The following is a 26,730-nucleotide window of genomic DNA, read 5'->3' as shown; positions in this document are numbered from 1 at the left end:
ATCAGCGCATCTCGTCGAGCTTCCGCCGCACCCTCACTTCGTACGGCGTCCCGCTCGATCGCTCGAGCAGAGCCTCGCCTCTCGCCCGGGCCTCGCCTTTGCGCCCGAGCCTAAGCAGCGCGTCAATCGCAAGAAACTCCCGCTCCGCCGCGAGCCGCCCCGCGGGAAACTCCCGCGCATGCGCCTCGACGCGACCGAGCGCCTCCGAGGGGCTCGTCGCCATGAGGCGCCGCGCTTCCTCCAACATCACAATCTCACGGGTGATCGAGTCCTCCATGACAGGCTCCGCCGAAACCGGCGGCGACGGCATGGGAGGCGCAACTTTCTTCGTGACCGAACCCCTGGCCGGTTTCTTGGGCAATGGCGCCGGACGGCTCGCTGCCGGCGTGGCGCGCGACTCCATCCCCTCCGTCGAGCGCTCGCCGCTCTTCCCTGGCTCCTCCGGCGCAGGCCCTCCCGAGCCCGCCGCCTCCACCGTCGCTCCCACACGCTCGATCGGCTCCGCCACCTTGAGCATGAGCGGGACGTCCTGCCCGACACGAGGCGCGACGACCAGCGCGACCGCGCCGCCGATCCCCAGAATCGCCATCACGATCTTTTTCGCGAGAACCCCCGGCAAAACCCCCACAGGTGTTGCCGCAATCTGCGCAACCTGCGCGGTCGACCGCGCCAGCTCGAGCTGCGTCATCTTCCGCGTCGGTTGAGCGCTCGTGAAGAGCTCCCGCACGCGCGGCGGAGCCGAACCGCCGGCATCTCTCCATCGCGTCGGCTCCTTCATCGGCGCCCCCCCCGCGAGAGGCGCGCCTGGCGACGCACGAGGGCCTTCTCGAACGCCTTCCGAGCCTTGTGGAGCCGCGAGTGCACCGTCCCCACCGGCACGCCCAGCTCCTCGGCGATCTCCTCGCACCCCAACTCGTCGATCTCGAACATCACGAGCACGGCGCGCTTGTCGAGGTCGAGCTCGTCGAGCAGCTCCTCCAACTCGGCGCGCGCCTGCTTCGTCGCGAGGCTCTCCTCGGGGCTCGGCAGGACCCCCTCGGAGCTCGTCTCGGGCACCGGGATCGCCGTCGTCTCGCGCCGCACGTAGGCCCGTTGCCGATGGCGGGCGACGATGTTCTTGCAGATCCCGAAGAGCCAGGCCTGCATCGGACTGCCCGTATCGAACGTGTGCAGCCGCTTGTGGACGACGAGGAACACCTCCTGTCTCAGATCGTCGAGATCCGGAGGACGAACCCCGAGCCGCTGCAGGGATCGGAAGACGAAGTCGGCGTACTCCGCGTGAACCGCGACGACGTCGAGCGGGCGCTCCACCGCCGAGGGCGGGCTCCCTCGGGCCGCCCATGGAAACAATCGAATCATGCGGAACACGCCGTCCACGTGCCCCCCTCTTCCGCTCAGCTCGCCCAGTGCTTCACGGAATCGACAGGCCGCCCCCCACAAACCCGGAGCCCGCGATCACCGTCTGTTCGAAGACGGTCTCCGGAGGGTCCCCCTCGACGTGGAAGCGGCAGCGGGTGACTCCTCCTCCCGGGGGATACGCGCTCGGTGGAGCGAACGGCGTCACACAGAACACGTCGCGGCCGAGGCGCGTCGCAGCCGAGTCGTGTCGTGTTCTCCCGCTCGATCTCCGCTTGGTCCGGACAGCTCTCTGTGCCTGGCAAAGCGCGAGGTGCCACTCATTGCCTGTAGAGCACGACCGTGCCGCTACATGCTTCGTCCGTTGCACAACCGGCACGCACTTGATATTTGCCGGATGCAGGGACCACGTACTGGATCATGGATGCGAGTTCGCACTGGCCTTGGCATGCCGATGTATTGTCGTTTCCGGCCACGTACACCCAGGTTCCCTCCACGTCTCGGTAGAGGCGCAAGACTGTATCACCAATGGCTTCGGCGCCGTCAGCAGCATAGCCGCAAGTGCTGACACGAATGTACTGGCTGGCCTCCAGAGTGTACGTCTGTTCGGCGGTGCTGTTGGCATCTTGGAACGCATAAGAGAATACCACCGGATCCCTTCGAGCAATCCGCACCGCATTCGGCCCGCATGGTGTATCGATACAGCCAACCCATAGAACAAAATCCTGCGATACCCCATACGGAGACGTAAACGAAATCAAGGAGCCCGTGTTGAGGTTGCATGCCGCGTCGTCATTGTACGCAACCTGTTTATCTAAGAAGTTGCAGAGCCGGAGGGAAGTATCACCCTTGAAGGCGCTTCCCGGGAGACCCGTCGTCCCGATCATGACGGTCTCTTCGGCACCGATGCTGATCGTCTCCTTGACTGCCCCTGCTGCCCCGTCGACGCACCCAGCCACGCTGCTGCCCCCAATCCCAACAGCCCCGCCGCTCCCCTCAGCCATGCTGCTGCCTCCAATCCCAACAGCCCCGCCGCCACCCTCAGCCATGCTGCTGCCTCCAATCCCAACAGCCCCGCCGCCACCCTCAGCCATGCTGCCGCCCCCGTTGGTGCCCGCATCCGGTGAGGTCGAGGCCCAAGGACGCGCGATTCCAATATCGAGTGAGCATCCAACGAAGACCAGCATGGCTGCGGCCCCGAATCGAATCCCGATAGGATGAGAAATATTTTTGTTCATACAATTTTTGAGCGGAGGTAGCTACGCCGCGGCACCCACCGCAGCACACGCGGAGATCTCCTCGCACCCATCTGTCGTTCTCGAACATCACGAGCACCACGCGCTTGTCGCGGTCGAGCTCGTCGAGCAGTTCCTTACAGCTCCGCCCGCTTGAACCGCGACCACGTCGAGCGGTTGCTCCACCGCCGAGGGCGGGCTCCCCCAAGGCCGCCCTGAAAAGCCGTCGGCTCCTGCGGAACACGCCGTCCACGTTCCTCCTCTTCCCCTCAGCTCGCCCCGCGCGTCACGGAATCGACAAGCCGACCCCCACAAACCCGGAACCGCCGATCACCGTCTGCTCGAAGACGGTCTCCGGAGGGTCCCCCTCGACGTGGAAACGGTGGCGGGTAAGGGGCAGGGTGACGTCCCCGCCAAGCTCGACGACGAGCGGAGAAACAAGGCGAAGCCGGAGCCGCGGCGACAGCGAAACTGCGGCCCAGGCGTGCTCCCCTGTGGCAACCGGTTCGAAGGACTCGAGCTTGACGACGACGCCATGCACGGCGCCGCCGAGGACATGCCCGCACGTCGAGAACGTGGCCCGCCAGAAGCGCAGCGGATGGAAGCACCCCCCGAGCCACACCGCGTTGAGACCGAAGGCAAACGCGTCCTCGGACGTCCGGACCTCGGGCATCCACGACAAGCCCACCGAGGCTTCCCACCGCCCTTTGCCCACGCCGGCGAAGAGCGCCACCTCGGGCGCCACACCCGGCAGAAGTCCGTACCGAGCAGCTCCTCGCGCGATGAGCGTCATCGTCATGGGCGCCAGAGGCGGTGGCCGTGAAGGCGGCGGGGGCCGTCGCGGTGGCGGCGGCGGCGGGGGTGGCGGCGGGGGTGGCGGCGGCGAGGGAAATGGCGGCGGCGGCGGCGACGATGCCGCCTCGGGATCGATGAGCACCGCGATCACGAAGACGCTCGCGTCCTTGATGGGGGTGCAATCCGGCGCGTCCACGTGGAGGGGTGCCCGGGACGTGAGGAGGCGGGCACCCTCGCGCTCTTCAATCTGGGCTATCCAGCGCCCGTTCTTCTCCTGCCGGATGAGACGCGCTTGGATGGAGCGGTCGGCACAACTCGAGAACACGTCGCGGCCAAGGCGCGCCGTGATCTCCTGCTCGATCTCCGCCTGGTCCGGGCAGCTCTCCGCACCGGCTTCACGTGACCAGACGAACTTCACCAGGTTGCATGCGGGTTCAGCGCCCACGCTCGGCGCGGCCAGAACGAACGCCGCCATGATGCACGCAGAGAGGAACGGGGTTGGACGTATCAAGGCGAACGTTAGTTACTTGCACGGGTCTCGTGTCGCAAGTCCGCGGGGTCGGCGCCCCCGGGTCAGGCGGACCGGAATCCTCTTCCGCTACGGACTCCGGAACCCCCGACCCGGCATTTCCCGTCGGGCTGACGTGGCGTCACCAAGCTCCCAGCACGTCACCCATGCCAGAAAGCCACGAGCGGCATCGAGGCAACGAGAAGCACGGCGAGCGTGACTGCGTCCATCGGGGAAAGGGAAACCCAGCGCTCGCGGGCGAGAACTTCGGCGCGCTCCCCGGGGAGGATCTCGAGGTCTTCAGGAAGCACGTCGCCTCGATAGGGCCCCTGGGAAGCCGCGGACCCTTCACGGGACATGACGATCACCGGGCCGGGAGGAAGACGCGTGAGAAGATCCGCGCGGAGGGGCGAGGCGCTCTAACCGCCGGAACGCCACCCACCCCCGAGCGCTTGATAGAGATGAACCACGGCCAGCCATTGCCGCTTCTTCGTCTCGATCAGCTCCATCTCCGCGTCCAGCGAATCCCGCCGGGTCAGCAGAACCTCCACATAGTCAGCGCGCGCAGATTGAAAGAGGACCGTGGACGTTTCACTCGACCGGGTGAGCACCTCCACCTGCTGCGCCTGGAGGTCATAAACTTTTTGAAGGTTTTCGACCAGCGAAAGTTGATTCGCGACGTCGGTGAACGCTTGCAGGAGTGTCCTCTCGTAGTTGAACACCGCCTGAAGCTGCTGGGCGTTCACCGAACGATACTGGGCCTCTATCGCTTTCCGGTTCAAGAGCGGCGCCGTGAGATTCCCCGCCAGGTTGTAGATGAGCGAGTCCGGCGTCACGAGGAGGTGCTTGACGTTGAACGACCTGTAACCGACCGCTGCGTCGATGCTGAGCGAAGGGTAAAACTCCGCCTTCGCCACCTGCACGTCCAGCTTCGTGGCCTGAAGCTCCAGCTCGGCTTGCCGGATGTCCGGGCGATTCTTCAAGAGATCGGAAGGAAGCCCCGACGTCACCTTCGGCAGAGGGTCCTTGAGCTTCTGATCGTTTCGGCGCACGGCCTGCGGGTAACGACCGACCAGGAAGTTGATCTTGTTCTCGATCTGAACTTTCTCCTGTTCGAGGCCGTAGAGGCGGCTCTTGTTCTTCAACACCTCCGCCTCGAACCTCTGCACCGCCAGCTCCGTGACCCGGGCCGCCTGCTTCTCCAGCTTGATGATCTCCAGCGCGTCCCCGAGGATCTCGACGTTCCGTTTCAGGACGTCGAGCTGGTTGTCGATGGCGACCAGCTCGAAATAAGAGCTGGCGATTTCGGCGACGATTTGCGTCACCATGAAATTCCGGCCTTCCATGGTCGCGAGGTAGCGGAGGTCGGCCGACTTCGTGGCATCCCGCAGCTTCCCCCAGACGTCGATCTCCCACGAGCCCCAGAATCCGAACGTGAAGTCCCCCAGGTTCTGCGGCAGCCCATGGCTTTCGTCGCTGATGCCCTGGCTCGTGTTCTTTCCCATCCTCTCGACGCCGACCCCCGCCCCGACGCCCACCTTCGGGAGGTAATCACCTTGCCGCGCCGACACTTCGTTGCGGGCGATGATGATCTCCTGGAGCTGGATGTTCAGCTCCTGGTTTTTCGCGAGCGCCATTTCGATGAGCGCCCGAAGCTCGGCGTCGTCGAAGAAGGTACGCCACACCGTCTGCGTCGAGCTCGCGGGCGAGGACGAAGCGCCCGCGGTGCTGCTCGCACGCCCGAAGCTCGCCGGAATCGCCTTGCTCGGCTCCCTGGGCTCGTTTCCTTCCAGAGAGGGGATGCAGCCCGCCGCGAAGAAGCACAACCACGCCAGCGCGGCGACCGACGATGACGATCCTGTCCTACCCCTCCGCATAATGGCTCACGTTCTCGGTCAAGGGTTCGTCTTCTTCGCCCTGGATCAGGCGCCTACGTTCCGCGAGCGTCCCGAAGATGAAGTACAGACCCGGCACGACGACCACGCCGAAGACGGTGCCGAAGAGCATTCCCCCGAGCGCCGACGCGCCGATGGTGCGGTTGCCGATGGCGCCCGGCCCCGTCGCGAGGACGAGGGGAACCAGGCCCGCGATGAAGGCAAAAGAGGTCATCAAGATGGGGCGGAAGCGCGCCTTCGCTCCCTGGATCGCTGCCTCCATCACCGACGCTCCGTTGTGGTGTGCCTGGACGGCAAACTCGACGATGAGGACTGCGTTCTTGCCGAGGAGGCCCACCAGCATGATGAGCCCAACTTGCGCGTAAATATCGTTCGCCAGGCCGAGGAGCTTCAGCATCAGGAAGGAGCCGAACACGCCCACGGGCAACGAGCAGATGACCGCCAGCGGGAGGACGAAGCTCTCGTATTGGACAGCGAGCACCAGGTACAGGAATGCGAGAACGACCAGGAAGATGTAGACGGCCTCGTTCCCACGCTTCGCCTCGTCGTAGGAGAGGCCCTCCCACGCGATGTCGTAGCCGCGTGGCAACGTCTTCGCGGCGACCTCACGGACAGCAGCAATCGCATCGCCGCTCGTGTACCCCTTCGCCGGACCGCCCCGGATCGCCGCGGAGTTGTACATGTTGAAGCGCGTGGCCTCGTTCGGTCCCTGCGTCTTCCTCAGCTTCATGAAGGCCGAGTACGGCACCATCTCTTCCTTGTCGTTCTTGACGTAGAGATTCATGAGATCCGAGGGGAATCGCCGGAACTCCGGCGCCGCCTGGGTATACACCTTGAAAAAGTTGCCGAAGCGAATGAACCCCTGCTCGTAGGTGCTGCCGATGAGGATGTTGAGGTTATCCATGGCGTTCTTGATCGAGACGCCCTTTTGCATCGCCAGCTCGTTGTCGATCTCGAGCTCGTACTGCGGATAATTCGCCGCGAAGAAGCTGAAGAGCCCGGTCAGCTCCTTCCGCTTCCCAAGCTGATCCATGAAGTCTCTCTGGACGCGATCGAAGTCCTGGTAATCCGTCTCGTTGTTCTTGTCCAAGAGGCGGAGCGAGAAGCCACTCGCGGCGCCGTAGCCCGGGACGGCCGGCGGCTCGAAGAACTCGACAATCGCGCCGATGTCCTTCGCCTTTTGCTCCAGCTCCTCGATGATCTGGGTGACAGAGCGCGTACGCTCGGACCACGGCTTCAGGTTGATGAGGCAGGTGCCCGCGTTCGAGCCACGTCCCTCGGTCAGGATCTCATAACCCGCGAGGGAGGAGACCGAGGCGACACCGTCCACGCCCTTCGCCATGCCCTGCAGCTCTCGCGAGACGTCGTTCGTTTGCTCCAGGGTCGTGCCCGGGGGCGTCTGGATGATCGCGTAGATCTGCCCCTGGTCCTCGTTGGGCACGAAGCCGGCCGGAAGGACCCGGTTCAATTGCAGGACACCAAAGCCGAACGCGAGCAGGATGCCGAACGTGACGAGCCTTCGATTCACCAGCTTCCGGAGCAGGCGGACGTAGACGTTGGTCCCGGCGTCGAAGGTGCGATTGAACGCATCGAGGAAGATGCCGATCGGCGTCCGCTTCTTCGGCTGACCGTGCGTATTCTTCAGGATCATCGCGCAGAGGACAGGCGTCAGGGTCAGCGCGACGATGCCGGAGAGCACGATGGCAGAGGCCATCGTGATCGAGAACTGACGATAGAAAATGCCCACCGGCCCGGTCATGAAGGCCACGGGCACGAAGACCGCGGTCATCATCAGGGTGATCGCGATGACGGCGCCGCTGATCTCCCCGAGGACCTTCTTGACGGCGTTGTACGGCGATAGCCCCTCCTCCGCCATCTTCACGTGCACCGCCTCGACGACGACGATCGCGTCGTCGACGACGACGCCGATCGCGAGGACGAGCGCGAAGAGCGTGATCAGGTTGATGGTGATCCCGAACATCTGCATGAAGACGAAGGCGCCGATGAGCGAGACGGGGACGGCCAGGGCCGGGATCAATGTCGAGCGAACGTCCCCGAGGAAGAGGAACACGACGAGCGACACGAGGACAAAGGCCTCACCGAGCGTGTGGAGGACCTTCTCCATCGACGCATCGAGGAAGCTCGCAACGTCGTAGTTGATCTCGTAGTTCATCCCGGCAGGGAACGAGGTCTTCTTGAGCTCCTCCAGCTTGGCCTTGACGTTCTCGATGACCTCGCTCGCATTGCTCCCGTAGGTCTGCTTCAGCACGATCGCCGCGGAGGGGTGACCGTCGAGATTCGAATAGATGTCGAAGAACTCGCTCCCGAGCTCGACCTTCGCAATGTCCTTGAGGTGGAGCTGTTCGCCGTTTTCGTTCGCCCGGATGATGATCTTCTCGTATTGCTCGGGCTTGTTGAACCTGCCCTCGTAGGTGAGAACGTATTCGAGCGACTGCGCCTTCACGCCGGTGGCCTGCCCGAGACGTCCTGGCGACCCGATCACGCTTTGCTCGCGGATCGCCTTCATCACGTCCTCGGTCGAGACGTTGTACGCCCGCATCTTGTCCGGATTGAGCCAGATGCGCATGGCGTACTGCCGGGAGCCGAGGATCCGGGTCTGCGCGATCCCGTCGACGCGGCTCAACTCGGGCAGGAGGTTGGCATTGGCGAAGTTGTAAAGAAACTTCTCATCGGCCGTCTTCTCCTCGCTGTAAAGGTTCACGTACATGAGCATGCTGGGCTGCACGCGGTTCATGACGACACCTTCGAGCTGCACGAGCGTCGGAAGTCGGCTGATGACCTGATCGATGCGATTCTTGACGTTGACGACGGCCTCGTTCGGGTCCGCGTCCAGCTTGAACACGACCTGGATCGTCGCCTCGCCGGCGCTCGTGGCGTCGGAGATCATGTAGATCATGCCCGGAACGCCGTTGATGGCGCGCTCCAGGGTGATGATCGAGGACTGGACCAGGACGTCCGCGCTCGCGCCCGGGAATGTCAACGAAACCATGACACGAGGCGGCGAGATCTCGGGAAACTGCGAGACCGGGCGCGAGCGCATGGCCAGGATGCCCAGGAACACGAGCACGATGGACAGGACCATCGCCATGACCGGGCGATGGATGAACTTGGACGTCAGGCTCATTCCGCTGGCACCTCCAGGTGCGCGAACACGTCGGAAGGTTCCTTGTAATCGACCTCGATCGCGACGCCGTCCCGGACCTTGCGCAGGCCTTCCACGAGGATCTTGTCGTGTTCTTCGAGGCCACTCGCGACCACGAAGACCTGCGGCATCTCCGCGGCGATGGTGATGGGGCGCGAGTGGATGACGTTCTTTTCGTCGATGACGAAGACGAACTTCTTGTCGAGCACGTCGAAGGTCGCCTTCTGCGGAATGAGCAAGGCGTGCTTGAGCGGCACCTCCATCAGGATCTTGCCCGTCTCGCCATGTCGGAGCAGCCCCTTGGGATTGGGGAACGTGGCCCGAAACGCGAGGCTCCCGGTCTGGTTGTTGAAATCGGCCTCGATCGTCTCCACCGTGCCGGGTTGATCGAAGACCTGGCCATCCGCCATCTGGAGCTTCACGGTGGTGATCCTCTCCTCTTCCGGCTGAGATTCGTATTTGAGGTACTCCACCTCGCTGACGCTGAAGTACACCCAGACCTTGCTGTTGTCGGAGAGCGTCGTGAGCAGGTCCCCCTCGTCGACCAGGCTGCCCATCCGCACGTAAAAGCGCCCCACGAGGCCGTCGAACGGCGCCCGCATCTCGGTCATCGATTTGTGCGTCGCCGCGAGCGCCACTTCGGCCTTCGCCTTGCTGAGCTTCGCCTTGGCCAGGGCGAGCTCGTTGGGGGACACGACGTTCTTATCGGCGAGGAGCTTCGTGTTTCTGAGCTCGATCTCCGAGAGCTGCGCCTCCGCGTCGGCCTTCTGCACCTCTGCCTGGTAAATCATGGGCATGATTTGGAACATCTTCGCGCCCTTCGCGACCTGATGGCCCTCGTCAATGAAGGTCCCTTGCAGGTAGCCCTTTTCGAGAGCACGCACCTCGATGTGCTGGATCGCGCGGATTTGTGCGACGTAGTCCCGGGTGAGCTCGGTGCCTTTCCGAAGAGGACGCGTCACGAGGAACTTGCCATGTTCCTGCGGCTCTTGATGTTCGTGGTGGCACCCCACCACCAAGAAGGCGGCGACCAAGAGGAAGGGCGTGGGGGGGCGGTTCATCGCAGATAAGTCGGCACGACGGTCGCCGCGGTTCCATCCACGCGTGAAAAAAGTTTCTTATGTATCCGTTTCCAGCATATCTGATCTTCCGAAACCCTGTACTCGGGGTTACGCTGAGGGCGTGCGCGGCTGGGCGTACAGCCACACGGATCCTGCCGGCTCTCGTTTTGCCAGGGATGTTCGGTTCGTTCCGGGCTGGGTCCCCTCCCCGCCCGGGGCCGTTGGCCCTGGACAGCGGGCGCGTGGTGGAGACACAGGTGCAGCCGCGCGCGACGCCCTCGTTTCGTGTATCGTCACGTCCGCAACACGAAGGAGATCAGGATGACCGCCGACGAAAAGATCACGCTGCTACGTGCCATCTTCAAGGAGTTCGCGGCCACGGGGGACCCGCAAATTCTGCTTTCGAGCCTCACCGACGATATCGTCTACAAGCTCTCGATCGGGCCAGGGACGCCCCTCAGCGGCGAGTTCCGGGGCAAGAATGGGGTCGCGGAGTATTTCCGTGGGATGCCCTCCGCAGTCGAGCACGTAGGGCTCAACGTCCATGACTTCTTCGCCAACGACGAGAAGGCCGTGGTGACCGGCGACGAGACGTTGCGCGTGGTGAAGAATGGCGCCGTCTTCTTCACGGAGTGGGCCGTCGTGTGCACGTTCCGCGGCGACAAGATCTGCCACATCCTCGTGGTCGAGAACCTCGGCGCGCTGAGCCAGGCCTACGACGCGCCGCACGCAGGTCCGCCCGCGGCAGCGTCCTGAAAGGACACGAATCGCCGGGCTACCGCACGCGTGGCAGCTTCTCGACAGGGCCCTGCCGCGTGTCGATGCGCCGCGCGCTCCCCCGCATGCATACCTTGATGGCCTCGCGCAGGTTGCTGAGCGTCCTCGCGCCCGCGAACCCTGTGGCGAGGCACGTGAAGGTCTGCGCCACGGCGGGCCGGATCCCCGTGACGAGCCCCTCCGCCCCGAGGAGCTGAATGGCGCGGAGGATGCCCGAGAGCCGCTCCGCCGTCCCCGCGTCCACGGCCTCCACCCCGGTCAGGTCCAGGATCGCGAACCGCGCTCGGGTCGACACGACCGCGTCGAGCAGCCGCGTCGTGATTTCGGACGCGCGCGCCTCGTCGAGCCCGCCGACGACCGGCAGCGCGAGGACGTCGTCCCATACCTGAATGACCGGCACGGAGAGCGCGTGAATCTCCGACCGCTGCTGCGCGATGATCGCGAGCTTCTCTTCGACCTCGTTCTCGCGGCGCTTGAAATCGTCGATGTCCTGGAAGGCCCCGATGACCCGGGTCACCTTCCCGTTCTCCATCACCGCCGTGCCCGCGGTGCGCACCCAGAGCCTGCGGCCCTTCGCGGTGACGATCTGCAACTCCAGATCGTAGGGCTTGCCCTCGCCCACGCAGGCGCCGAAGGCCTCCGTGATGATCGACTGGTGTTCCGGCGCGTAAAACGAGATCCCATTGTCCACGTTCGGATTGAATCCGATCGGCACCTCGTGGATCCGGTACGTCTCCTCGGTCCAGAACTGGCGTCCCGTCGTGCAATCCACGTCCCATCCCCCGACGCGCCCCGTCGCTTGCATCTTCTGGAGGAGATCCCGCCGCCTCTCCCATTCGTCCACGGGTTCCTGCGCCTCGACCTCGAGCCCGGCCCCGTAGACCTTCGTATCACCGGCCACGCGGCGAAACGAAAAGAGCAGCGTCCGGTAGCTCAAATCCCGGTGCAGGAACCCCGCGTCGAGCTTCAATGACGCGTCTCCCTCCTCGCGCGGGCGCAGGAACGCGGAGAGCGGCGCGGCTTCGTCGGGATGCACGAGCCGGGTGAGCTCCGCGCCCACGAGGGAGGACTCCGTATACCCGAGCGTGCTCCGAAACGTCTCGTTGGTGCGGATCAGCCGCCCCTCGCCACTCAGCACGCAGAGCAGGTCCCTGGACGTCTCGAAGAAGTGCTCGAATTGGATCTTGTGCTCGTCGTGCATGGGAGACATGGGGCGAACCTCATCCGCGCGTGCCGTGCTCGGCGTTGTCCCGAGACAACCCGAACCCCCCCGGGGTTGGATGCTGGGTCAGGGCGATTGGACGCGCATGTAGGTGAGCAGGCGCAGCGTCCGTTTTGCGATCTTCCAGCCGTGGGGCGTACGCACGACGATGTCCTCGTAGGTCCCGTGCGCCAGGTCGACGATACCGGAAGGATCCACGACGTGGGTCGCGGTGAGGTAGGTCGACATCGTCGCCGTGTTCCCCTGCACGTTGATCACGACATTGCCGTTCAAGTGCTGCGTCGAGACGTAGCCGTTCGTGGTGAACTCGTTGTTCGCGACGTCGGCCCACGCGGTGGGATTGGAGGTCAGGCTCGGGGGGCCATTGGGGTCGTCACCGGGGTAATAGGCCTCCAGCACGGCGTTCGGCGTGAAGCATTTCTGGTACAGGCCCCGGCCCACCTCCAGCTCGCCGCGCCCGATGGCGTCGGTCCCGGCGGCATAACAGTAGGTCAGCTTTTCGATTTCAGCCTCGTCGAGGAGGCGCGCGAGCCCTTGCCCCCCGGCATTCCCATGCCCGCCCCCGGGATGGCCGCCCTCGGCAGGCGTCGCCGCCCCCAAGGCGCTCGCGGCAATGGCCCCCGCGCACAACGCAGCTCCGACGCGCCCCCAAGAAGCCCGTGACCCCGAACGGCTGCTCTGCTCCATTGTGTACCTCCTCCAGTACGGCCCCCTTCAGTCACACTAAAAAGATTCGCGCAGGAGATCAAGCGTTCCATGTGTCCCGTCGAGAATCCAACGACACGGCGCATTTCCACCAGGACGCAATCTTCTACCTGGGGACACGTGGCGACCGCGCGTGGTCCTTCGGCCTCGACGCCGAGCTTCCCCGCGTCGCCTGGGCAGGGGCGCGCTGCGTTTCGCGGCGGAATCTGTCGCGTGCGAGGGGTCGAACGTTCGAAGGGCAGCAAGCGCGCGTGACGCGTGGGTGTTCGAACGCTTGGAGAGCCACGAGCGACGGTGACGCGAGGGGGATCGAACGGCGGGAGGGCCACAGGAGACGATGACGCGTGGGTGTTCGAACGTTCGAACACCCGCGAGCGACGGTGACGCGAAGGGGATCGAACGGCAGGAGAGCCACAGGAGACGGTGCCGCGTGGGTATTCGAACGTTCGAACGGCCGCAAGCGACGATGGCGCGAGGGGGGTGGGACGTTTGGAGACGCGGAGGCGGCTGTGGGCGGGGGCGGCAGCGGCTTGAGCTGCCGCTGCGGCTGCTGCAGCAGCCTCCGCTTCCTCCCCTTGACCCTCTCCCTGCCCCCCGCCTACCGTCCCCCCTCGTGCCACCCTGGCCGCGCCTCCTCCCGTTCCTCCTCCTCCCGGCCCTCGCGCTCCTCCCTGCGCCCCCCGCCTCTGCCGACGACACCCCGTCCCTCGCCGCCGAGCCTGCCCCTGCCGGCGATCGCGCCTTCCTCGTCGAACACGCTGACGTCCGCGGCCACCTCCTCCCCTCGGCGCGCCTCCTCCTCGATTACGCCCGCCGCCCCCTCGTCCTCCGCAACCCCAACGACGAGCTCGACCCCGTCATCTCCGATCAAACCTACTTCCACGCCCTCGCGTCCCTCTCCCTCTTCTACCGGGCCACCGTCTCCCTCGACGTCCCCTTCTCCCTCACCCAGGCCGGCAGCACGCCCCCTTCCGGCGACGCCTTCCCCCGCGCCGCCGTCGGCGCCGCCCTCGGCGACCTCCGCATGGGCGCCCGCGTCCGCCTCGCCGGGGGCCTCGACGAAGCTGGCCAGGGCGCGGCCCTCGGCCTCTCCGCCTCTCTCTGGCTCCCCACCGGCACCGATGGCTACGCCGGCGATGGCGCCGTCCGCGCGCGCTTCGCCCTCGTCGCGGAAGCCACCGGCAAGCGCCTCCACGGCGCGTTTTCCGGCGGCCTCCGCACCCGCCCCGCCGTCGCGCTCCCCGGGGTCTTGCCGACCCGCGTCGCCACCTCCCTCACCTTGGGCCTCGCCGGCGGCTTCTTCGTCGATGGCGCCCGCACCCTCACCCTCGGCGGCGAACTCTCCGCCGATCTCCCCTTCCTCGGCGGCGCCCGCCTCTTCGACCCTCGCGCCACCGTCGCGCACGCCCTCGTCACCGGGCATTACCGCATCACCGGCGGACCCCTCGAAATCGGCCTCGCCATGGGCCCGGGCCTCGGCCGCGGCGCGGGCAGCGCCGACGTGCGGGTGCTCGCGCTCCTCGGGTATGCACCCGTAAAAGCCAAACCGCCGCCGGATCGCGACAGCGACGGCATTCCGGACAAATCCGATGCGTGTCTCGACCTCGTCGGCGTGGAATCGGGCGATCCCCTCCTGCACGGCTGCCCCGAACCTCCGCCCGATTACGATGGGGACGCGGTCCCCGACGAGAACGACGCTTGCCCGCGCGCCGCGGGCGAGGCCACGTTCGTGCGCAAGACACACGGCTGCCCCAAGGACACGGACGAGGACGGCGTGCCCGACAAGAAAGACGCTTGCCCCACGGAGCCAGGCCCGAAGCCTCCCGCGGGCAATGGCTGCCCGAAGCCAAAGGAGCCCGAGCCGCCGCCCGTCGCTTCGCTCGCCGAGCAGGAGATCGTGATCTCCCAGCAGGTGCAATTCGAGACCGGCACGGCCGTCCTCCGGCCGGAGAGCGACGGCGTGCTCGGCGAGGTCGCGCGGGTGCTCACGGATCACCCGGAGGTCACGCGCATCGAGGTGCAAGGCCACACGGACGACACCGGCACGCCCGACGTGAACCGCAAGCTCGGGCAAGACCGCGCCGAGAGCGTGGTCGAATGGCTCGTCCGGCGTGGGATCGCCCGCGCTCGGCTCGTGCCCAAGGGGTACGGGTCGGACAAGCCCATCGCGGACAACACCACCGAGGAGGGCCGCGGCAAAAACCGGCGCGTCGAGTTCCGGATCCTCGAAAAGAAGCCGGTCACGAAGGACGCAAGCAACCCCGCGGCGGGAGGGGCGAAATGAGCCGCGCGCGAGGGCTCTTCGCGCTCGCCGCGCTCGCGCTCGCCTCGGTATCGGGCGCGGGCCGGGCCGAGGAGCCGGCCGAGGATCGGGACACGATGGGCCCCGAGGTGCTGCACAACCCGACGCTGGAGCGGACGGCCGAGCAGGGCATCTTGCGCGCCGTTCCCATTGCGATCGATCTCCCGATCGACATCGCGCTCCGCGCCCGCCGCGTGCTCGTGCATTACCGGCTCTGGGGGGATCCGGACTGGACCGCGCTCGAACTGCGGCGGAGCGGCGCCAGGTACGAGGGCGCGATCCCTTGCCTGGAGATCAGCACCGTCACCGGGGATCTCCGCTACTACCTTCGTGTCCACGACGCCGAGGGCCGCGTGATCGCGACGGGCGCGTCCCGCGCGCGGCCCTACCTCGTGACCATCAAGCACGACACCGTGCTCGAGCCCGGCGAGGGGAAGGGCGCGAAATGCCCCGATCCGGCCGATTGTCCCGCGGGTCTGCTCGGTTGCCCGAGCGAACGTGTCGTGGAGATCGCCTGCCAGTCGGACGCCGATTGCGAGGGCGGCACGACGTGTAGCTGGCGCGGGTTCTGCGAGCGGGTCGATCGGCGCAAGAACTGGTTCTCCCTCGGCGTGCAGCAAGACGTGGGCGCCTTTGCCACGGCGGGCGTGTGCAGCCTGTATTCGCAGGAAAACGAGGGGTACGCCTGTTTCCGCGCGGACGACGCGCAATACACGGGCACGGCGGTGCAGACGAACACGCCTCCGTCCGGGGGCCTCGGGCCGACGCGGGTCGTCGTCGGATTCGAGCGGCTCATCCATTACGACACGACGCTCGGCCTGCGGCTCGGCTGGGCCTTCTTCGGCGAAGGTCCCACGCCGCGCGAGGGCACGGCGTTCGTGCCGTTCTCCTTCGCCGCCCGCGCGACCCATTGGTTCGGCGACGACCTCTTCGCCCGCTCGGGGCCCCGGCCTTATACGTTCGTCACCGGCGGCTACGCGATGGTCGACCTGAAAGGACGCACGGTCGTGCGGGAAAACCCGCTCGCCCCGCCCTACCAGGGCGGCAATGACCTGGAGCAGGAGGTCACGGTCTGGAAACGCGCGGGCGACGGCTTCGTGGGCGCCGGGGCGGGCCTCGCGTTCGCGTGGGAGAGCCGCCGGGCGGCCTTCGTGGAGATCGCGGCGCATGCCGTGTTCCCGTTCGGCGCGCTCGTGCTCGCGCCGAGCGCGGGTATCACCCTCGGCTTCTGAAGGGAGGCGACCTTGTTGCGAGCAAAGCTCCAGAACCTCTGTCTCGGGTGGGCGAGCGCCGCCCTCGTGGCCGGTTGCGCGTCGGACGGTTTGACCCCGCCCGAAGCCCGCATCGATACGCCCGGCGCCTTCGTGGCCGTGGAGGGGTATGACGAGCCGGGCGAGCTCACGCTCGTCCGGATCCTCGATCGCCTGCAATTCGAGGACGCGCGGCTCCTGTTCATGACGGTCCACGACGCCCGCCCCGCGACCTACGAGGAGGCGCGCGAGCTTTCCAAGGACCCCGATCTCCCGATCCGCGAGCTCATCCGGATCGAGCCGGACACGGTGGTCACGTTGTCGCCCCATCGAATCGTCTGGTTCCGGACGCTCACGAAAAAAGAGCAGGAGCGCGTGCCGTGAAATTCCCCCAGCTCGCCCCCGTCGTGCTCGCCGCCGCGGCCCTCGGCGCCACGGCCGCGCCGCTCGCCTGCACGAGGCACGCCGACCTCCGCGACGAACCCGACGGATCGGGCATCGACCGTCCCCCCGAATTCGACGCCGGCGGCATCCCCGAGCTCGACAGCGGCCTCGGCAGCGACGCCCATCCGCTCTGCGCCGAGCGGCCCACGGGCGAATGCGTCGGCTCGAACGATTTTCCCTGCGCATTCGAGGACTGGGTCGCCGCGACGGCGAAAGAATGCCAGACGGCCTCGGGCTGCAAGACGAACGGCTGGCTGGAGGTGCGGATGGGCCCCGGCGGGTGCGTCGAGGTGATCGGGATGGAGGAGCCCAACGACGAGGTGGTCGCGTGTCTCGTCGCGGAGATGGGCGCGGTGAAGTGCCCGTGCGGCGAGGGGATCAGCCAGTATTATTTCGGTTCGGGGAACGTGGGGCCGTGCGGCTCGAAGTGAGGCGGACCGTCACTTCGGAATGGCGGCCTCGCCTGGTTCGAGGTTGTCCTTGATGGCCTCGACGTCGCACGCCTGGAGGAACATCGAGAGGACCTCCGCGCGCCGCGGCAAGAACACGTCCGTGAGCGCTTGCGAGAGCGTGCCGTTCTCGTCGATGTGCACCTCGCCGAGCGTCGACGGGAACGAGAGCCCGCACCCGAGCGACCGATCCGGGCCGAGGAAGCGCTGCGGCGCATGGCAACCGGCGCAGGTGAGCGACGTCGCGCGGTGCAGGACCGATTCGGCCGTGAGCGGATCCCCCGGGGGGCAATCCAGGTTCAGGCCCAAGGCGTCGATCGAGGTCTGGATCTCCGACGCGAAATCGGCGCCCGCGACGCCGATGGCGCGGGACGCATAATCGACGGAGGCGTCCCCGGAGACGACGCTCTCGCCCATGTTGAATTGCTTGCCGGTCTGCATGCGGACCTTGGGGAGCTCCTTCTGCCCGAGATCCCACAGGCTCATATTGACGAACTCGCTCCGGAAGCTCACCGCGGTCTCCGTGTCGTTCGCGCCATCGAAGAGATCCGGCAGGGGGTTGTTCTTGACCGTGACGGGCTGGAACCTGAGCGCAAGCTTCATCGCCCCCGGCAGCAACCGCTTCAGGTGATATTCGCGCATCTCCCAGGGCACCTGCATCTGCTGGCTCACGCGCACCTGGCCGTGCGAGCCGCTGTAGGGATCACTCTCGGAGGAGACGGCGCCGTAATGGTCGGGGTGGACGACCGGGGGGAAGCCCGGCAGGCCCGTGAAGAAGAGCTGTTCGAGCTTGTCCGCGACAATCTCCAGATCCGCCTCGGCCCCGAGGCTCGCCCACGCCTCGGCCACGGGGCGGCAGCTCGAGAGGACCTCGAAGCCCGACGGGTTCGGCAACGCCGCCTCGAAGATCAAAAAGACGCGGTTCGCCGGGTCCGTGCGGCCCGAGGTCTTCGCATACACGATGCGGTGCTCGCCGCAGGTCGAGCCGAACTGCGGGGTGAGGTCGAAGCGATTGACGATCGCCACGGGCACGAACGAGTCGGGGTGGCCCGCCTCGAAGAGGCCCGCGCTCGACGCGAGCGCCCCCTCGGCCCGCGGGCAGAAGAGGGCCGCGCCGTTCTTGAACGCGGCGTTGTCGAGATCGTCGCAATGCGGGTTGTCCGCGAAGACCCCCTCGGCCGCGGCGTTCTGCGCGTCGAAGAGGCGCCGCAGGAGCTCCTCGGGCGTGATGTCCTCCCCCGCGAGCGAGACGATCTGCGACAGGACCCGCTCGAGGCTGAATCGCGCGAGCACAGACGGATCCCGCACGACGAGCGCGCGGCTGTCCGCCGCGACGGTGATGTCCGGATTGCACGTGAGCGCGTCCGGGTCGGGGAGCGGCGGATGATCCGGCGTGTCGGGAATCGGACCGTCGGGCGTCTCGCCCATGTTGCTCGGGATGATCCCCTCTTCGGGCTGCATCCCACACCCCGCGAGGACGAGGACCGCTGCCGCCGCCAATGGCCGAGAAACGAAGCGCGAAAGCCCGTAAGCCATGAACCCCCCTAACCCAGCAAAGGAACGAGGAAGGCTCTCAGGGTATCGGGACCCACGTCGGGGTCAAGAGCGAGCGAGCGTCAGGAGTCGGCCGAGGAGGCTGCGTTCGCGCTCCCGTTCTCTTTGGACGGAGCGTCGGCGACGCGGCCGCCGAGCCCGAGGAGGAGCTCGGCGACGGCCGCATGCGTGCGGTCGCGCAGGTCGACGACGCGCGCGGATTCCTTGCCCGTGGTGCTCGGCTGAATCGGCTTGCCCACACGCACGCGGACGAGGCGCATGCTGCCGTCGCCCGAGTCGATGGCGCCCTTTTGCATGAGGTGCCCCGCGCCCTCCAGCGCGACGGGCACGACGGGGACGCCGGCGCGTACGGCCGCGTAAAAACCCCCCATCTTGAAGTCCTTGAGGACGCCGTCCTCGCTGCGCGTGCCCTCGGGGAAGATGAGCAGGGGCTTGCCGCGCTGGAGGACCTCGGTGAACCGCTTGATGACCTCGGCCGCGACGCGGGGCCCGCCGCCACGCTCGACCGGGACGTGCCCCGCGAGCTTGAGGTGCCAGCCGAGGAAAGGAATGTTCATGAGCTCGCGCTTCGCGGCCCACTTGAAATCCCCCGGGAGGACCGCGCCGAGGACAAGGATGTCGAGCAGGCTCTGGTGATTCGAGGCATAAACGTACGCGCCGTCGGTGGGCACGTTCTCGAGCCCCGTGGCGTCGACGTCGATGTGCAGCCCCCGCGCGCTCGACTTGCACCAGCGCTTCATTGCCCACAGGCTCGCGCGGTGATCCTGCGTGAGCGGGCCGAGCGTGAGCGAGATCGTCCCATACCCGACGGTGCGAGCGGTGAAAGGAACCCACTGACGCGCGGCGCGAATGGCTTCTCGGAGCTGCATGGATTTGCCTTCCTAACACCACGGAGGAAGCAATTCCAGACCTGCAACGTGCGCAAAATGCTTCGCGGTATGGGACCTCAGAGAGGATCCATGATCAAGCCATACCCCACGACCTCTGGCTTGCCCGCTCGCTCGAACTTCACCGTGAAGATCCCCGGCTCGGTCTCGCTCTGCATCACGGCCCGGCGCATCGTGCCCGCCCACTCGGCCCATACGACCGCGCCCGGCTTGCCTTTCCATTTGATGGGGATCGGCTGCAAATCCGCTTCGTCGGCGATGAGCGCCGCGCCGCCGAATCCCAGGCAAAACCAGCGCTTCATCCCGCCGGCAGTCGACGCTCGGGGCTTCGGATCGCCTCCGGCGTCCTGCGCCCCGAACCCCCCCTCGAACGGCGAGACGAGCAGCACGTGCCGGACCTCGCCCTCCTGCCGGTGCGCCGCATAGTTGCCAGGTTCGAGCCCGTTCACCTGCTTGACCCAGCGCACCCCCTTCAAGAGCCCCTCGGGCGCGCGCGCCTCCATGTCCGTGTATCGGACCGCGATCCGATCCTTCACGTACCGCCGCACGACGGCGTGCTTCATCACGCCGTTCCACTCCGTCAGCACGGCGTCGTTGAGCTTCGGCTTCACGTTGTCCGGCACCGGGATCACGTAGCCCGGGTGGACCTTGTACGACGGGCCGCCGGATTGGCCCTCGATGACCAGGTCGTCGCCGTCGAAGCCGATCGCCGTGGCCGCGTAGAGCACGAGCGTCGAGCCGATGCGCGCGTTCGTCAGCATGGGCTCGGAGAAGGTGAAGACGCGGCGCCCCGGGTCGAGCTTGATCTTGCGCGGCGGCAGGCCGAGCGGGTTCGGCTGGGGCGACTTCGGCTGCGGGGGCTGCGTGGGGCTCGGCGCGATGAACGAGCCGAGCGGCGGAGGCCCCGGCGATCCGCTCGCAGAAGGCGCCGCCTCGGTGGTCGTAGACGACCCGCTGCTGCACGCGGCGAGCAGGGCCGCGGCGAAGAGGCCGCGGACGAGGGGTCGGTACGGACCGAGCATCGGCCAGGATCTTTGCCGCGTCGCGGCCGGTCTGGCGAGCAAAAAGCGACCGGGGAGGCGCAGGTTCCGGTCGGTATGTGCACAAACGATTCCCCTCGCGCGCCTCAGTGAAAGTCGCGTGATCGCGTGGGAACGCCGCGTTTTCCGGGTGCGTCGAGGCGCTCGAGGGCCTCGGCGAGGATGTGAACGACCTCGTAGCTCGACGCCCCGGGCTCCGGGGCCCCGGCCCCCTGCCGCTCGACCCGGCCCCGCACGGCCATGATCTTCGCGTACCGCGCGGCCGCGTAGCTCGCCTCGAAGAGGTCCTTGCGCACGATGACGTTGACCACGCCGGTCTCGTCTTCGAGCGTGACGAACGTGACGCCGCTCGCCGTGGCCGGGCGCTGCCGGCCCACGACGAGGCCCGCGACGCGCACCGTTTCGCCCGCGCGCCGCTCCTTGATCGAGGCCGCCGTCACCGTGCCCTCCTGCTCCAGCCGCGCGCGCAGGTGCCGCAAGGGGTGGTCGTGAAGGGACAAACCCACCCGCCCGTAGTCGAGCACGAGCTGCTCGGCGGCGCGCATCTTCGGCAGGCCGACGTCCTTCTCTTCTTCGAGCGGGACCTTCGCGAAGAGGCCGTCGGGCAGGCGTGGCGCCCGCGCCCTCCAGAGCGCCTCGCGCCGGCTCGGGACGAGCGCTTCGAGCGCGCCCGCCTCCGCGAGGGCCTCGACCTCGTTCTTCTGCAGGCCCGCGCGCCGCACGAGGTCCGCGACGCCCGTGAACGGCGCCTCCGCGCGCGCCCGGAGCACGCCCTCGGCCCCACCCCAGCCAAACCCCTTCACGAGCCGCATCCCGAGCCGGATCACGCCGTCATTCGACGTTCGGGGCTTCGGATCGCCTTCGGCGTCCTGCGCCCCGAGCCCCCCTTCGAGGAAATGATCCCAGCCGCTCGACACGACACACACGGGCCGCACGATCACGCCGTGCCGCTGCGCGTCCTGGACGAGGGAGGATGGGCTGTAAAACCCCATCGGCTGGGAGTTCAGGAGCGCGCAGGTGAACGCGGCCGCGTGGTGGACCTTGAGCCACGCGGAGGCGTAGACGAGGAGAGCAAAACTCGCCGCGTGGGACTCGGGGAAGCCGTACTCGCCGAAGCCGTGGATCTGCAGGTAGAGCTGCTCGGCGAAGCGAGCCGAGATGCCCTTCTCGGAGAAGCCGCGCAGGAGCCGCTCGCGGTGCCGCGAGAGCCTTCCGTGTTTTTTCCACGCGGCCATGTCGCGCCTTAGCTGATCGGCCTCGCCGGGCGTGTAGCCCGCGCCGACCATCGCGATCTGCATGACCTGCTCCTGGAAGAGCGGGACGCCGAGCGTGCGCGCGAGGATCCCGTCGAGGCAAGGGTGCGGCGAGATCGGCGCCTCCTGCCCCGTGCGGCGCCGCAGGTACGGGTGCACCATGCCGCCCTGGATCGGGCCCGGACGCACGATCGCGACCTCGATCACGAGGTCGTAGAACGTCTTCGGCTTGAGGCGCGGCAGCATCGACATCTGCGCGCGGCTCTCGATCTGGAAGACGCCCACCGTGTCCGCGCGCTGGATCGCCTGGTAGACGGCCGGATCCTCGGCCGGGATGCGGGCGAGCGCGTCGATCGGGTCGAAGGGTTCGTCGGGGCGCGTTCGCTCGTGGACCATCGCGAGCGTCTTGCGGATCGCGGTGAGCATGCCGAGGGCGAGGATGTCGACCTTGAAGAAGCCGAGCTCGTCGAGGTCGTCCTTGTCCCAGGGGATGACGGATCGGCCGGGCATCCGCGCGGGCTCGATCGGGGCGACGTGGTGCAGCGGCGCGGCCGAGAGCACGAAGCCCCCCACGTGGATCGACAGGTGCCGCGGCATGCCTTCGAGCGCGTTCGCCAGGAAAATCACCTGCCGCAGGCGCGCGTCGTTCGGGTCGAAGCCAAGCTCGGCGAGCTTCTTCTCGCTCGTGTCGGCCTCGTGGTACAGGGCCAGCCCGCTCAGCCGATCGAGCTGATCCGTGGTCAACCCGAAGACCTTGCCGACCTCGCGGAGCGAGCTCTTGCCGCGGTAGCAGATGACCTCGGAGACCATGGCGGAGCGGTCACGGCCGTACATCTCGTAGATGGCCTGGATGACCTCCTCGCGGCGCTCGTGCTCGAAGTCGACGTCGATGTCCGGCGGCTCGCGCCGCTCGGGCGAGAGGAAACGCTCGAAGAGCAGGCTCGATCGCGCCGGATCAACGGCCGTGACGCCGAGGACGAAGCAGACCGCGCTGTTCGCCGCGCTGCCACGCCCCTGGCACAAGATGCGTTTTTCCCGGGCGATCGAGACGATCTGGTGGACGCTCAGGAAGTACGCGGCGACGTCGAGCAGCTTGATGAGATCGAGCTCCTTCTCGATCTGCGCTCCGACGCGGGGCGGCGTGCCCTCGGGGTAACGGTCACGCGCGCCCTCGTACGTGAGGCGGCGGAGCGCGTCGTCCGGCGTTTCGCCGGGCAAACAGAGGCCCTCGCTCGGGAAGTGGTAGCGGATCTCGGCGAGGGAGAAGCGGCAGGCCTCGGCGATCTCGACGGTGCGCCCGACCCAGGCGGGCTCGTCGCGGAAGAGGTTCCGCATCGAGGCGGCGCCGCGCAGGGTGGCCTCGGCGTTCGGGGCGAGGAGGGCGCCGGCCTGGTCGAGCGTGGTCTTGTGGCGGATGCAGGTGAGGACGTCGGCGAGGGGCTTGCGGCCGCCGTGGTGGAAGAGGGGGCGCGCGGTGGCGAGGACGTCGAGGCCGTACCGGGCGGAGGCCTTCGTGGTGGCTTCGAGGCGCGGGGCGTCGCCGCGGTCGAGGTGGCGCCAGGTGGCGAGGAAGGCGCGCTCGGCGAAGGCGTCGCGGAGCGGCCCGAGGAGGGCGTCCGTCGCGAGCGCGGGGCTCCCGAGGGGGACGAGGGCGAAGAGGCCGCGGTGCGCCTGCGCGACGTCCTCGACCGTGAGGCCCGCCGTGCCCTTCTCGTGTGTCGCATGGGCGAGCGTGAGCAGGCGGCAGAGGTTCGAGTAGCCCTCGTGATCCTGGGCGAGGAGGACGACACTGCCGCTCCTTTCGCCCTCCCTCTCCAGCGTCAGCTCCGCCCCGACGATGTACGGTTGTTCGAGCTTCTTCGCCTCGGCGTGCGCCCGCGCCGAGCCGTAGAGGCCGTCCCGATCGGCAATGGCTATCGAGGACAACCCCAGCTCGTGCGCCCGCCGCACCATCTCCTCTGGCTGCGAGGCGCCTTCGAGGAACGAGAAGGCCGAGCGCGCGCAAAGCTCGGCGAACGCGGGCTTTTCCGCGGGCCCTTCGGGCGAAGGCTCGGAGGCACCACCGGAGACGACGGAGAGGGCCGGCCTTCGTCGGTTCATTCGCACCAGCCCTGGAGGTACCCTTCCCCGGTCGTCCGGTCCACGAAGACCCACGCGAGGCCGGCCGCCCGCGATGCCCCCTCGGCCTTGGATCCCGCCGAGCCCTTCGCGCTCGTGGCGCCCGGGACGAGCCAGGCCACCCCGTAATCCCGCGAGGCCGCCGAGCTCGTCCACCACTCGACCCCGTCGAGCCGCATCACGAACCGCAAGGACTCGATGGCGTAGAGGCGGTTGTCGATCGCGACGACCGCGCCCTTCGTGATGCGGCCGATCGCGACGGGCGTCGCGAAGAGCCGCGTGGGCAGGGGGACGTCGCGATCCTCGGCGGCTTCGAGGTCGCCTGCTTGGGCGGGGACGCGCTTCTGGTCGAGATCCCGGACGGGGACGAGCTTCGAGCGCGCCTCGGGCTTGTGGGCGTGTGTCGCTTCGAGCAGGCCCACGCGGTCCTGGCCGATCTCGGCCGAGAGCTCGGCGAGCAGGGCGGGCAGCGCGTCCGGACGAACGGCCTTGTCGCGCGAGAGGTCGATCTGGACACGCCGCGCCTCGACGATCTGCGAGACCTCGAGGTGAACGCCGACGGCCGGCGCGAAGAGCTCGGCGCGCTCGAGCTTGGCCCGGAGCGCGCGGTGGAGGTCGCCCGCGTCGGAGAGCGGCGAGGGCAGGTCGATCGAGAGCGAAAGGACGGGCTCGCGGGCGGGATCCCGCAGGCTCGCGATGGATCGGTCGAGCGGGATCGTGATCACGAGCGAGAGGCAAGCCTCGCCGCGGGCGCCGAGGCGGGCGGCGAAGCGCGAGGTCATGCCGCGGAGCACGAAGAGGATCGGCTCGACCGTAGCGATCGGGTCCTCAAAACTCGTCTCCTCGACGATCGTGCGCGGGGGCGCGTAGGGGACGAGCGGGAGTTCGTCGCGGCCGGCGGCGAGATCGAGCACCTCGGCGGCGCGCAGGCCGAGCCGCGGCGTGAGCTCGCTGCGCGGGAGCTTCGTCAGGGCCTCGACCGTGAAGATGCCGAGCCGCCCGAAAAAGGCGGCCGTGTCGGGATCGAGCGGCAGCGCCGTGAGCGGCAGCGGGCCGAGGACCCGCGCGCCGGGCTTGGCGACGACCGTGGGGTGGGGAGCTTTGCGGACGAGGAGCGGGGGTTCGGGGGCGTAGCTCGGCTTGTCCGAGCGTAGCCCCTGACCGTTGACCGAACCATTCGCGAGCACGGGGCTCGCGGCGAACCGGGCGAGGGCGCGGGCGATGCGCGGGCCGTCGGCGATCGCGGCAAGGACCTTGTGGCCGAGCGCGTGGATGCGCTCGCAAAGCTCGTCGAGCAGGGCTTCCTCGCCGCCCACGAGGTGCGCCGCGCCCGTGACGTCGAGAAAGACCGTGTCGAAGGGCGCGTCGCCTGCGGGGCCGCGGCGTTTGTCTTCGTCGGGATGTGGGGGGGCCAGCCGAATGGCCGCGGTCGTCCCGAGGCTCAAACAAACCTCGGCCACGCGGCCGAGCGCCGCGTCGACCTCCGTGAACGACACGTTCTGGATCGTGAGCTCGGCGAGCGTGGCTTGCGCCTCGGCCACGCGCTGGCCGGGGCGGATCCCGTACCGCCACGCGACCTCGTCGACGAGGTCGAGCGTGGCCGTGGCCCGATCCTGCGCCTCCCCTCCCCCGTCCGGTTTGCCCCTCGCGAACAAGACGGCGAGCGGGCCGCTTTCGTGGCTCTCCTCTGGGGTTTGGGGCGAAGGGCGCTGAAGGCGATCCGAAGCCCCAAGCGTTGGAATGGCGCGTTGCCGCACGAGCTCGCAGCCGAGCTGCGGCAAGACCACCGCCACGATTCGCCGGCCCATCACCCGAACCTCATGCGCCCATCATGCGCTCTTTCCAAGCTCGATCGACTGCGCCCCCGTCACGCGGCCGCGCCGGTCCTTGGCGACCCGCAGGCCGAGCCGATCCTCGCCGAGCCGCTCGAGCTCGATGCGCATCGCGGCGGGCAGCGGCATCGCGCGGGAGGCGGCCGCGTCCGTGAGCAAAAGGACGGTCGTGTCGCTGCCTTCGACGGCGAGGGCGAGGCGGCGGACAATCGTGACCCATCGGTCGAGCCGGGTCTCGCCGCGGCAGCCGGGCACGCCGGCCGTGTCGACCACGACCACGGAGAAGGCGTGGCAGCCGGCGACGCGGACGGCGACGCGGGCGAGGTCGTCGAGGTCCGGCCGGACGACGAGCAGCCGGTCGGGATCCACCCCGGCGCGGGCGAGAGCGGGCGCGAAGAGCGTTTGTGTAGGATCAAGCCAGGCGCACCACGCGCCGCGCGTGTCGCTCTCGCCGCGGAGGCGGGCCTCGGCTTGCGCGGAGGCGCAGAGGGACAAGGCGAGCGTCGTCGAGCGGGCGAGGCCCTGGGGCGCCGCCAGCTCGACCACGGCGCCTCGGGGCAGGCCTCCTTCGGGCAAGGACGCGTCGACGGTGTGCAGGCCGAGCGGCAAGGCCTTGGCGCGGCTGGAGAGGCCCTCGATCGCGGGACGGACGAGGGCGCTCTGGAAGAGCTCCTTGTGGCGGGCGTCGGCGTCCGTGGCGAGGACCGTGGCAGCGGCGGCGCGGTGCATACTGAACACCTTACCAGGTACCTGAACGCCGGCCAAGAAAGATGACACGAACCGGGCGCCTGTGACGGACGTACTCTGTCCGATCACCGGTGAACTTGTCCGGGGAAGACCGAAACGGGCTCGCGGGATCCTGGTTCGTGTCCTGGACGACGGAT

The 26,730-nt window shown here is 67.7% G+C and carries 21 protein-coding genes; 5 read left to right on the top strand and 16 right to left on the bottom strand.

The genetic code is table 11. From position 1 onward, the window contains the following. Nucleotide 1: 1 nt before the first annotated feature. The 8 genes from E8A74_RS36780 to E8A74_RS36750 form a co-directional block, all read right to left on the bottom strand. Nucleotides 2-778, bottom strand: a complete 777-nt coding sequence (locus E8A74_RS36780; protein WP_136933763.1) for a hypothetical protein — start codon at nucleotides 776-778, stop codon at nucleotides 2-4. After that, a complete protein-coding gene (locus E8A74_RS36775; protein ID WP_136933762.1) occupies nucleotides 775-1,377 on the bottom strand; it encodes an RNA polymerase sigma factor in 603 nt (200 codons plus the stop codon). The genes E8A74_RS36780 and E8A74_RS36775 overlap by 4 nt, the downstream gene beginning before the upstream one ends. A gap of 299 nt (nucleotides 1,378-1,676) precedes the next feature. Further along, nucleotides 1,677-2,594 carry a hypothetical protein gene (locus tag E8A74_RS36770; RefSeq protein WP_136933761.1) on the bottom strand — a complete coding sequence of 306 codons (918 nt, stop codon included), beginning with the start codon at nucleotides 2,592-2,594 and terminating at the stop codon, nucleotides 1,677-1,679. Nucleotides 2,595-2,877: 283 nt separating this feature from the next. After that, nucleotides 2,878-3,897, bottom strand: coding sequence for a hypothetical protein (locus E8A74_RS53165; protein WP_170229642.1), 1,020 nt, complete (start codon nucleotides 3,895-3,897; stop codon nucleotides 2,878-2,880). A gap of 158 nt (nucleotides 3,898-4,055) precedes the next feature. Beyond that, a complete protein-coding gene (locus E8A74_RS53160; RefSeq protein ID WP_170229646.1) occupies nucleotides 4,056-4,205 on the bottom strand; it encodes a hypothetical protein in 150 nt (49 codons plus the stop codon). 108 nt (nucleotides 4,206-4,313) lie between these two features. Further along, nucleotides 4,314-5,771, bottom strand: coding sequence for a TolC family protein (locus E8A74_RS36760; RefSeq protein ID WP_136933760.1), 1,458 nt, complete (start codon nucleotides 5,769-5,771; stop codon nucleotides 4,314-4,316). Continuing rightward, entirely contained in the window at nucleotides 5,758-8,934 is a 3,177-nt protein-coding gene (locus E8A74_RS36755) for an efflux RND transporter permease subunit (protein WP_136933759.1), read from the bottom strand. The genes E8A74_RS36760 and E8A74_RS36755 overlap by 14 nt, the downstream gene beginning before the upstream one ends. Beyond that, on the bottom strand, nucleotides 8,931-10,013 hold the full coding sequence (locus E8A74_RS36750) for an efflux RND transporter periplasmic adaptor subunit (RefSeq protein ID WP_136933758.1): 1,083 nt from the start codon (nucleotides 10,011-10,013) through the stop codon (nucleotides 8,931-8,933). Before E8A74_RS36750 ends, E8A74_RS36755 begins: the two co-directional genes overlap by 4 nt. 321 nt (nucleotides 10,014-10,334) lie before the next feature. Between E8A74_RS36750 and E8A74_RS36745 the strand changes: the two genes are divergently transcribed. Further along, nucleotides 10,335-10,769: a nuclear transport factor 2 family protein gene (locus E8A74_RS36745; protein WP_136933757.1), complete on the top strand. Its 435-nt coding sequence runs from the start codon at nucleotides 10,335-10,337 to the stop codon at nucleotides 10,767-10,769. 19 nt (nucleotides 10,770-10,788) lie between these two features. Here E8A74_RS36745 and E8A74_RS36740 read toward each other — a convergent pair whose 3' ends face one another. Then, nucleotides 10,789-12,000: an STAS domain-containing protein gene (locus E8A74_RS36740; protein ID WP_136933756.1), complete on the bottom strand. Its 1,212-nt coding sequence runs from the start codon at nucleotides 11,998-12,000 to the stop codon at nucleotides 10,789-10,791. 78 nt (nucleotides 12,001-12,078) lie between these two features. Further along, nucleotides 12,079-12,699, bottom strand: a complete 621-nt coding sequence (locus E8A74_RS36735; RefSeq protein ID WP_136933755.1) for a nuclear transport factor 2 family protein — start codon at nucleotides 12,697-12,699, stop codon at nucleotides 12,079-12,081. Between the two features lie 631 nt (nucleotides 12,700-13,330). Here E8A74_RS36735 and E8A74_RS36730 point away from each other — a divergent pair. From E8A74_RS36730 to E8A74_RS36715, 4 genes are read left to right on the top strand one after another with little or no spacing between them, the layout of a single operon-like run. Beyond that, on the top strand, nucleotides 13,331-15,001 hold the full coding sequence (locus tag E8A74_RS36730) for an OmpA family protein (protein WP_136933754.1): 1,671 nt from the start codon (nucleotides 13,331-13,333) through the stop codon (nucleotides 14,999-15,001). Continuing rightward, nucleotides 14,998-16,251: a hypothetical protein gene (locus E8A74_RS36725; RefSeq protein WP_136933753.1), complete on the top strand. Its 1,254-nt coding sequence runs from the start codon at nucleotides 14,998-15,000 to the stop codon at nucleotides 16,249-16,251. Before E8A74_RS36730 ends, E8A74_RS36725 begins: the two co-directional genes overlap by 4 nt. Nucleotides 16,252-16,263: 12 nt before the next feature. Then, nucleotides 16,264-16,653 carry a hypothetical protein gene (locus E8A74_RS36720; RefSeq protein WP_136933752.1) on the top strand — a complete coding sequence of 130 codons (390 nt, stop codon included), beginning with the start codon at nucleotides 16,264-16,266 and terminating at the stop codon, nucleotides 16,651-16,653. Then, a complete protein-coding gene (locus tag E8A74_RS36715) occupies nucleotides 16,650-17,144 on the top strand; it encodes a hypothetical protein (RefSeq protein ID WP_136933751.1) in 495 nt (164 codons plus the stop codon). Before E8A74_RS36720 ends, E8A74_RS36715 begins: the two co-directional genes overlap by 4 nt. A gap of 9 nt (nucleotides 17,145-17,153) precedes the next feature. Here E8A74_RS36715 and E8A74_RS36710 read toward each other — a convergent pair whose 3' ends face one another. From E8A74_RS36710 to E8A74_RS36685, 6 genes are all read right to left on the bottom strand, one after another. Then, nucleotides 17,154-18,698: a hypothetical protein gene (locus E8A74_RS36710; protein ID WP_136933750.1), complete on the bottom strand. Its 1,545-nt coding sequence runs from the start codon at nucleotides 18,696-18,698 to the stop codon at nucleotides 17,154-17,156. 80 nt (nucleotides 18,699-18,778) lie between these two features. Continuing rightward, nucleotides 18,779-19,585, bottom strand: a complete 807-nt coding sequence (locus tag E8A74_RS36705; protein WP_136933749.1) for a lysophospholipid acyltransferase family protein — start codon at nucleotides 19,583-19,585, stop codon at nucleotides 18,779-18,781. A 77-nt stretch (nucleotides 19,586-19,662) separates the two neighbouring features. Further along, nucleotides 19,663-20,625 (bottom strand): hypothetical protein, encoded by a 963-nt coding sequence (locus tag E8A74_RS36700; RefSeq protein WP_136933748.1) that lies wholly within the window; start codon nucleotides 20,623-20,625, stop codon nucleotides 19,663-19,665. Nucleotides 20,626-20,729: 104 nt separating this feature from the next. Next, nucleotides 20,730-23,996, bottom strand: coding sequence for an error-prone DNA polymerase (locus E8A74_RS36695; protein WP_136933747.1), 3,267 nt, complete (start codon nucleotides 23,994-23,996; stop codon nucleotides 20,730-20,732). Continuing rightward, complete coding sequence (locus E8A74_RS36690; RefSeq protein ID WP_232379916.1) at nucleotides 23,993-25,822, bottom strand: DNA polymerase Y family protein; 1,830 nt, start codon at nucleotides 25,820-25,822, stop codon at nucleotides 23,993-23,995. Before E8A74_RS36690 ends, E8A74_RS36695 begins: the two co-directional genes overlap by 4 nt. Before the next feature lie 21 nt (nucleotides 25,823-25,843). Further along, nucleotides 25,844-26,575 (bottom strand): ImuA family protein, encoded by a 732-nt coding sequence (locus E8A74_RS36685; protein ID WP_136933745.1) that lies wholly within the window; start codon nucleotides 26,573-26,575, stop codon nucleotides 25,844-25,846. Nucleotides 26,576-26,730: the final 155 nt, after the last annotated feature.

Source organism: Polyangium fumosum (assembly GCF_005144585.1).
GTDB classification, from domain to species: domain Bacteria; phylum Myxococcota_A; class Polyangia; order Polyangiales; family Polyangiaceae; genus Polyangium; species Polyangium fumosum.
The sequence above is the reverse complement of the archived record's forward strand: the minus strand, read 5'-3'. Positions and strand labels throughout refer to the sequence as shown.

What these genes read in the sequence shown, in the direction of transcription:
- E8A74_RS36780 (WP_136933763.1), bottom strand. Translation starts at nt 778, where the DNA reads ATGAAGGAGCCGACGCGATGGAGAGATGCCGGCGGTTCGGCTCCGCCG.
- E8A74_RS36770 (WP_136933761.1), bottom strand. Translation starts at nt 2,594, where the DNA reads ATGAACAAAAATATTTCTCATCCTATCGGGATTCGATTCGGGGCCGCA.
- E8A74_RS36760 (WP_136933760.1), bottom strand. Translation starts at nt 5,771, where the DNA reads ATGCGGAGGGGTAGGACAGGATCGTCATCGTCGGTCGCCGCGCTGGCG.
- E8A74_RS36755 (WP_136933759.1), bottom strand. Translation starts at nt 8,934, where the DNA reads ATGAGCCTGACGTCCAAGTTCATCCATCGCCCGGTCATGGCGATGGTC.
- E8A74_RS36750 (WP_136933758.1), bottom strand. Translation starts at nt 10,013, where the DNA reads ATGAACCGCCCCCCCACGCCCTTCCTCTTGGTCGCCGCCTTCTTGGTG.
- E8A74_RS36745 (WP_136933757.1), top strand. Translation starts at nt 10,335, where the DNA reads ATGACCGCCGACGAAAAGATCACGCTGCTACGTGCCATCTTCAAGGAG.
- E8A74_RS36740 (WP_136933756.1), bottom strand. Translation starts at nt 12,000, where the DNA reads ATGTCTCCCATGCACGACGAGCACAAGATCCAATTCGAGCACTTCTTC.
- E8A74_RS36735 (WP_136933755.1), bottom strand. Translation starts at nt 12,699, where the DNA reads ATGGAGCAGAGCAGCCGTTCGGGGTCACGGGCTTCTTGGGGGCGCGTC.
- E8A74_RS36725 (WP_136933753.1), top strand. Translation starts at nt 14,998, where the DNA reads ATGAGCCGCGCGCGAGGGCTCTTCGCGCTCGCCGCGCTCGCGCTCGCC.
- E8A74_RS36710 (WP_136933750.1), bottom strand. Translation starts at nt 18,698, where the DNA reads ATGGCTTACGGGCTTTCGCGCTTCGTTTCTCGGCCATTGGCGGCGGCA.
- E8A74_RS36705 (WP_136933749.1), bottom strand. Translation starts at nt 19,585, where the DNA reads ATGCAGCTCCGAGAAGCCATTCGCGCCGCGCGTCAGTGGGTTCCTTTC.
- E8A74_RS36700 (WP_136933748.1), bottom strand. Translation starts at nt 20,625, where the DNA reads ATGCTCGGTCCGTACCGACCCCTCGTCCGCGGCCTCTTCGCCGCGGCC.
- E8A74_RS36695 (WP_136933747.1), bottom strand. Translation starts at nt 23,996, where the DNA reads ATGAACCGACGAAGGCCGGCCCTCTCCGTCGTCTCCGGTGGTGCCTCC.
- E8A74_RS36690 (WP_232379916.1), bottom strand. Translation starts at nt 25,822, where the DNA reads ATGGGCCGGCGAATCGTGGCGGTGGTCTTGCCGCAGCTCGGCTGCGAG.
- E8A74_RS36685 (WP_136933745.1), bottom strand. Translation starts at nt 26,575, where the DNA reads ATGCACCGCGCCGCCGCTGCCACGGTCCTCGCCACGGACGCCGACGCC.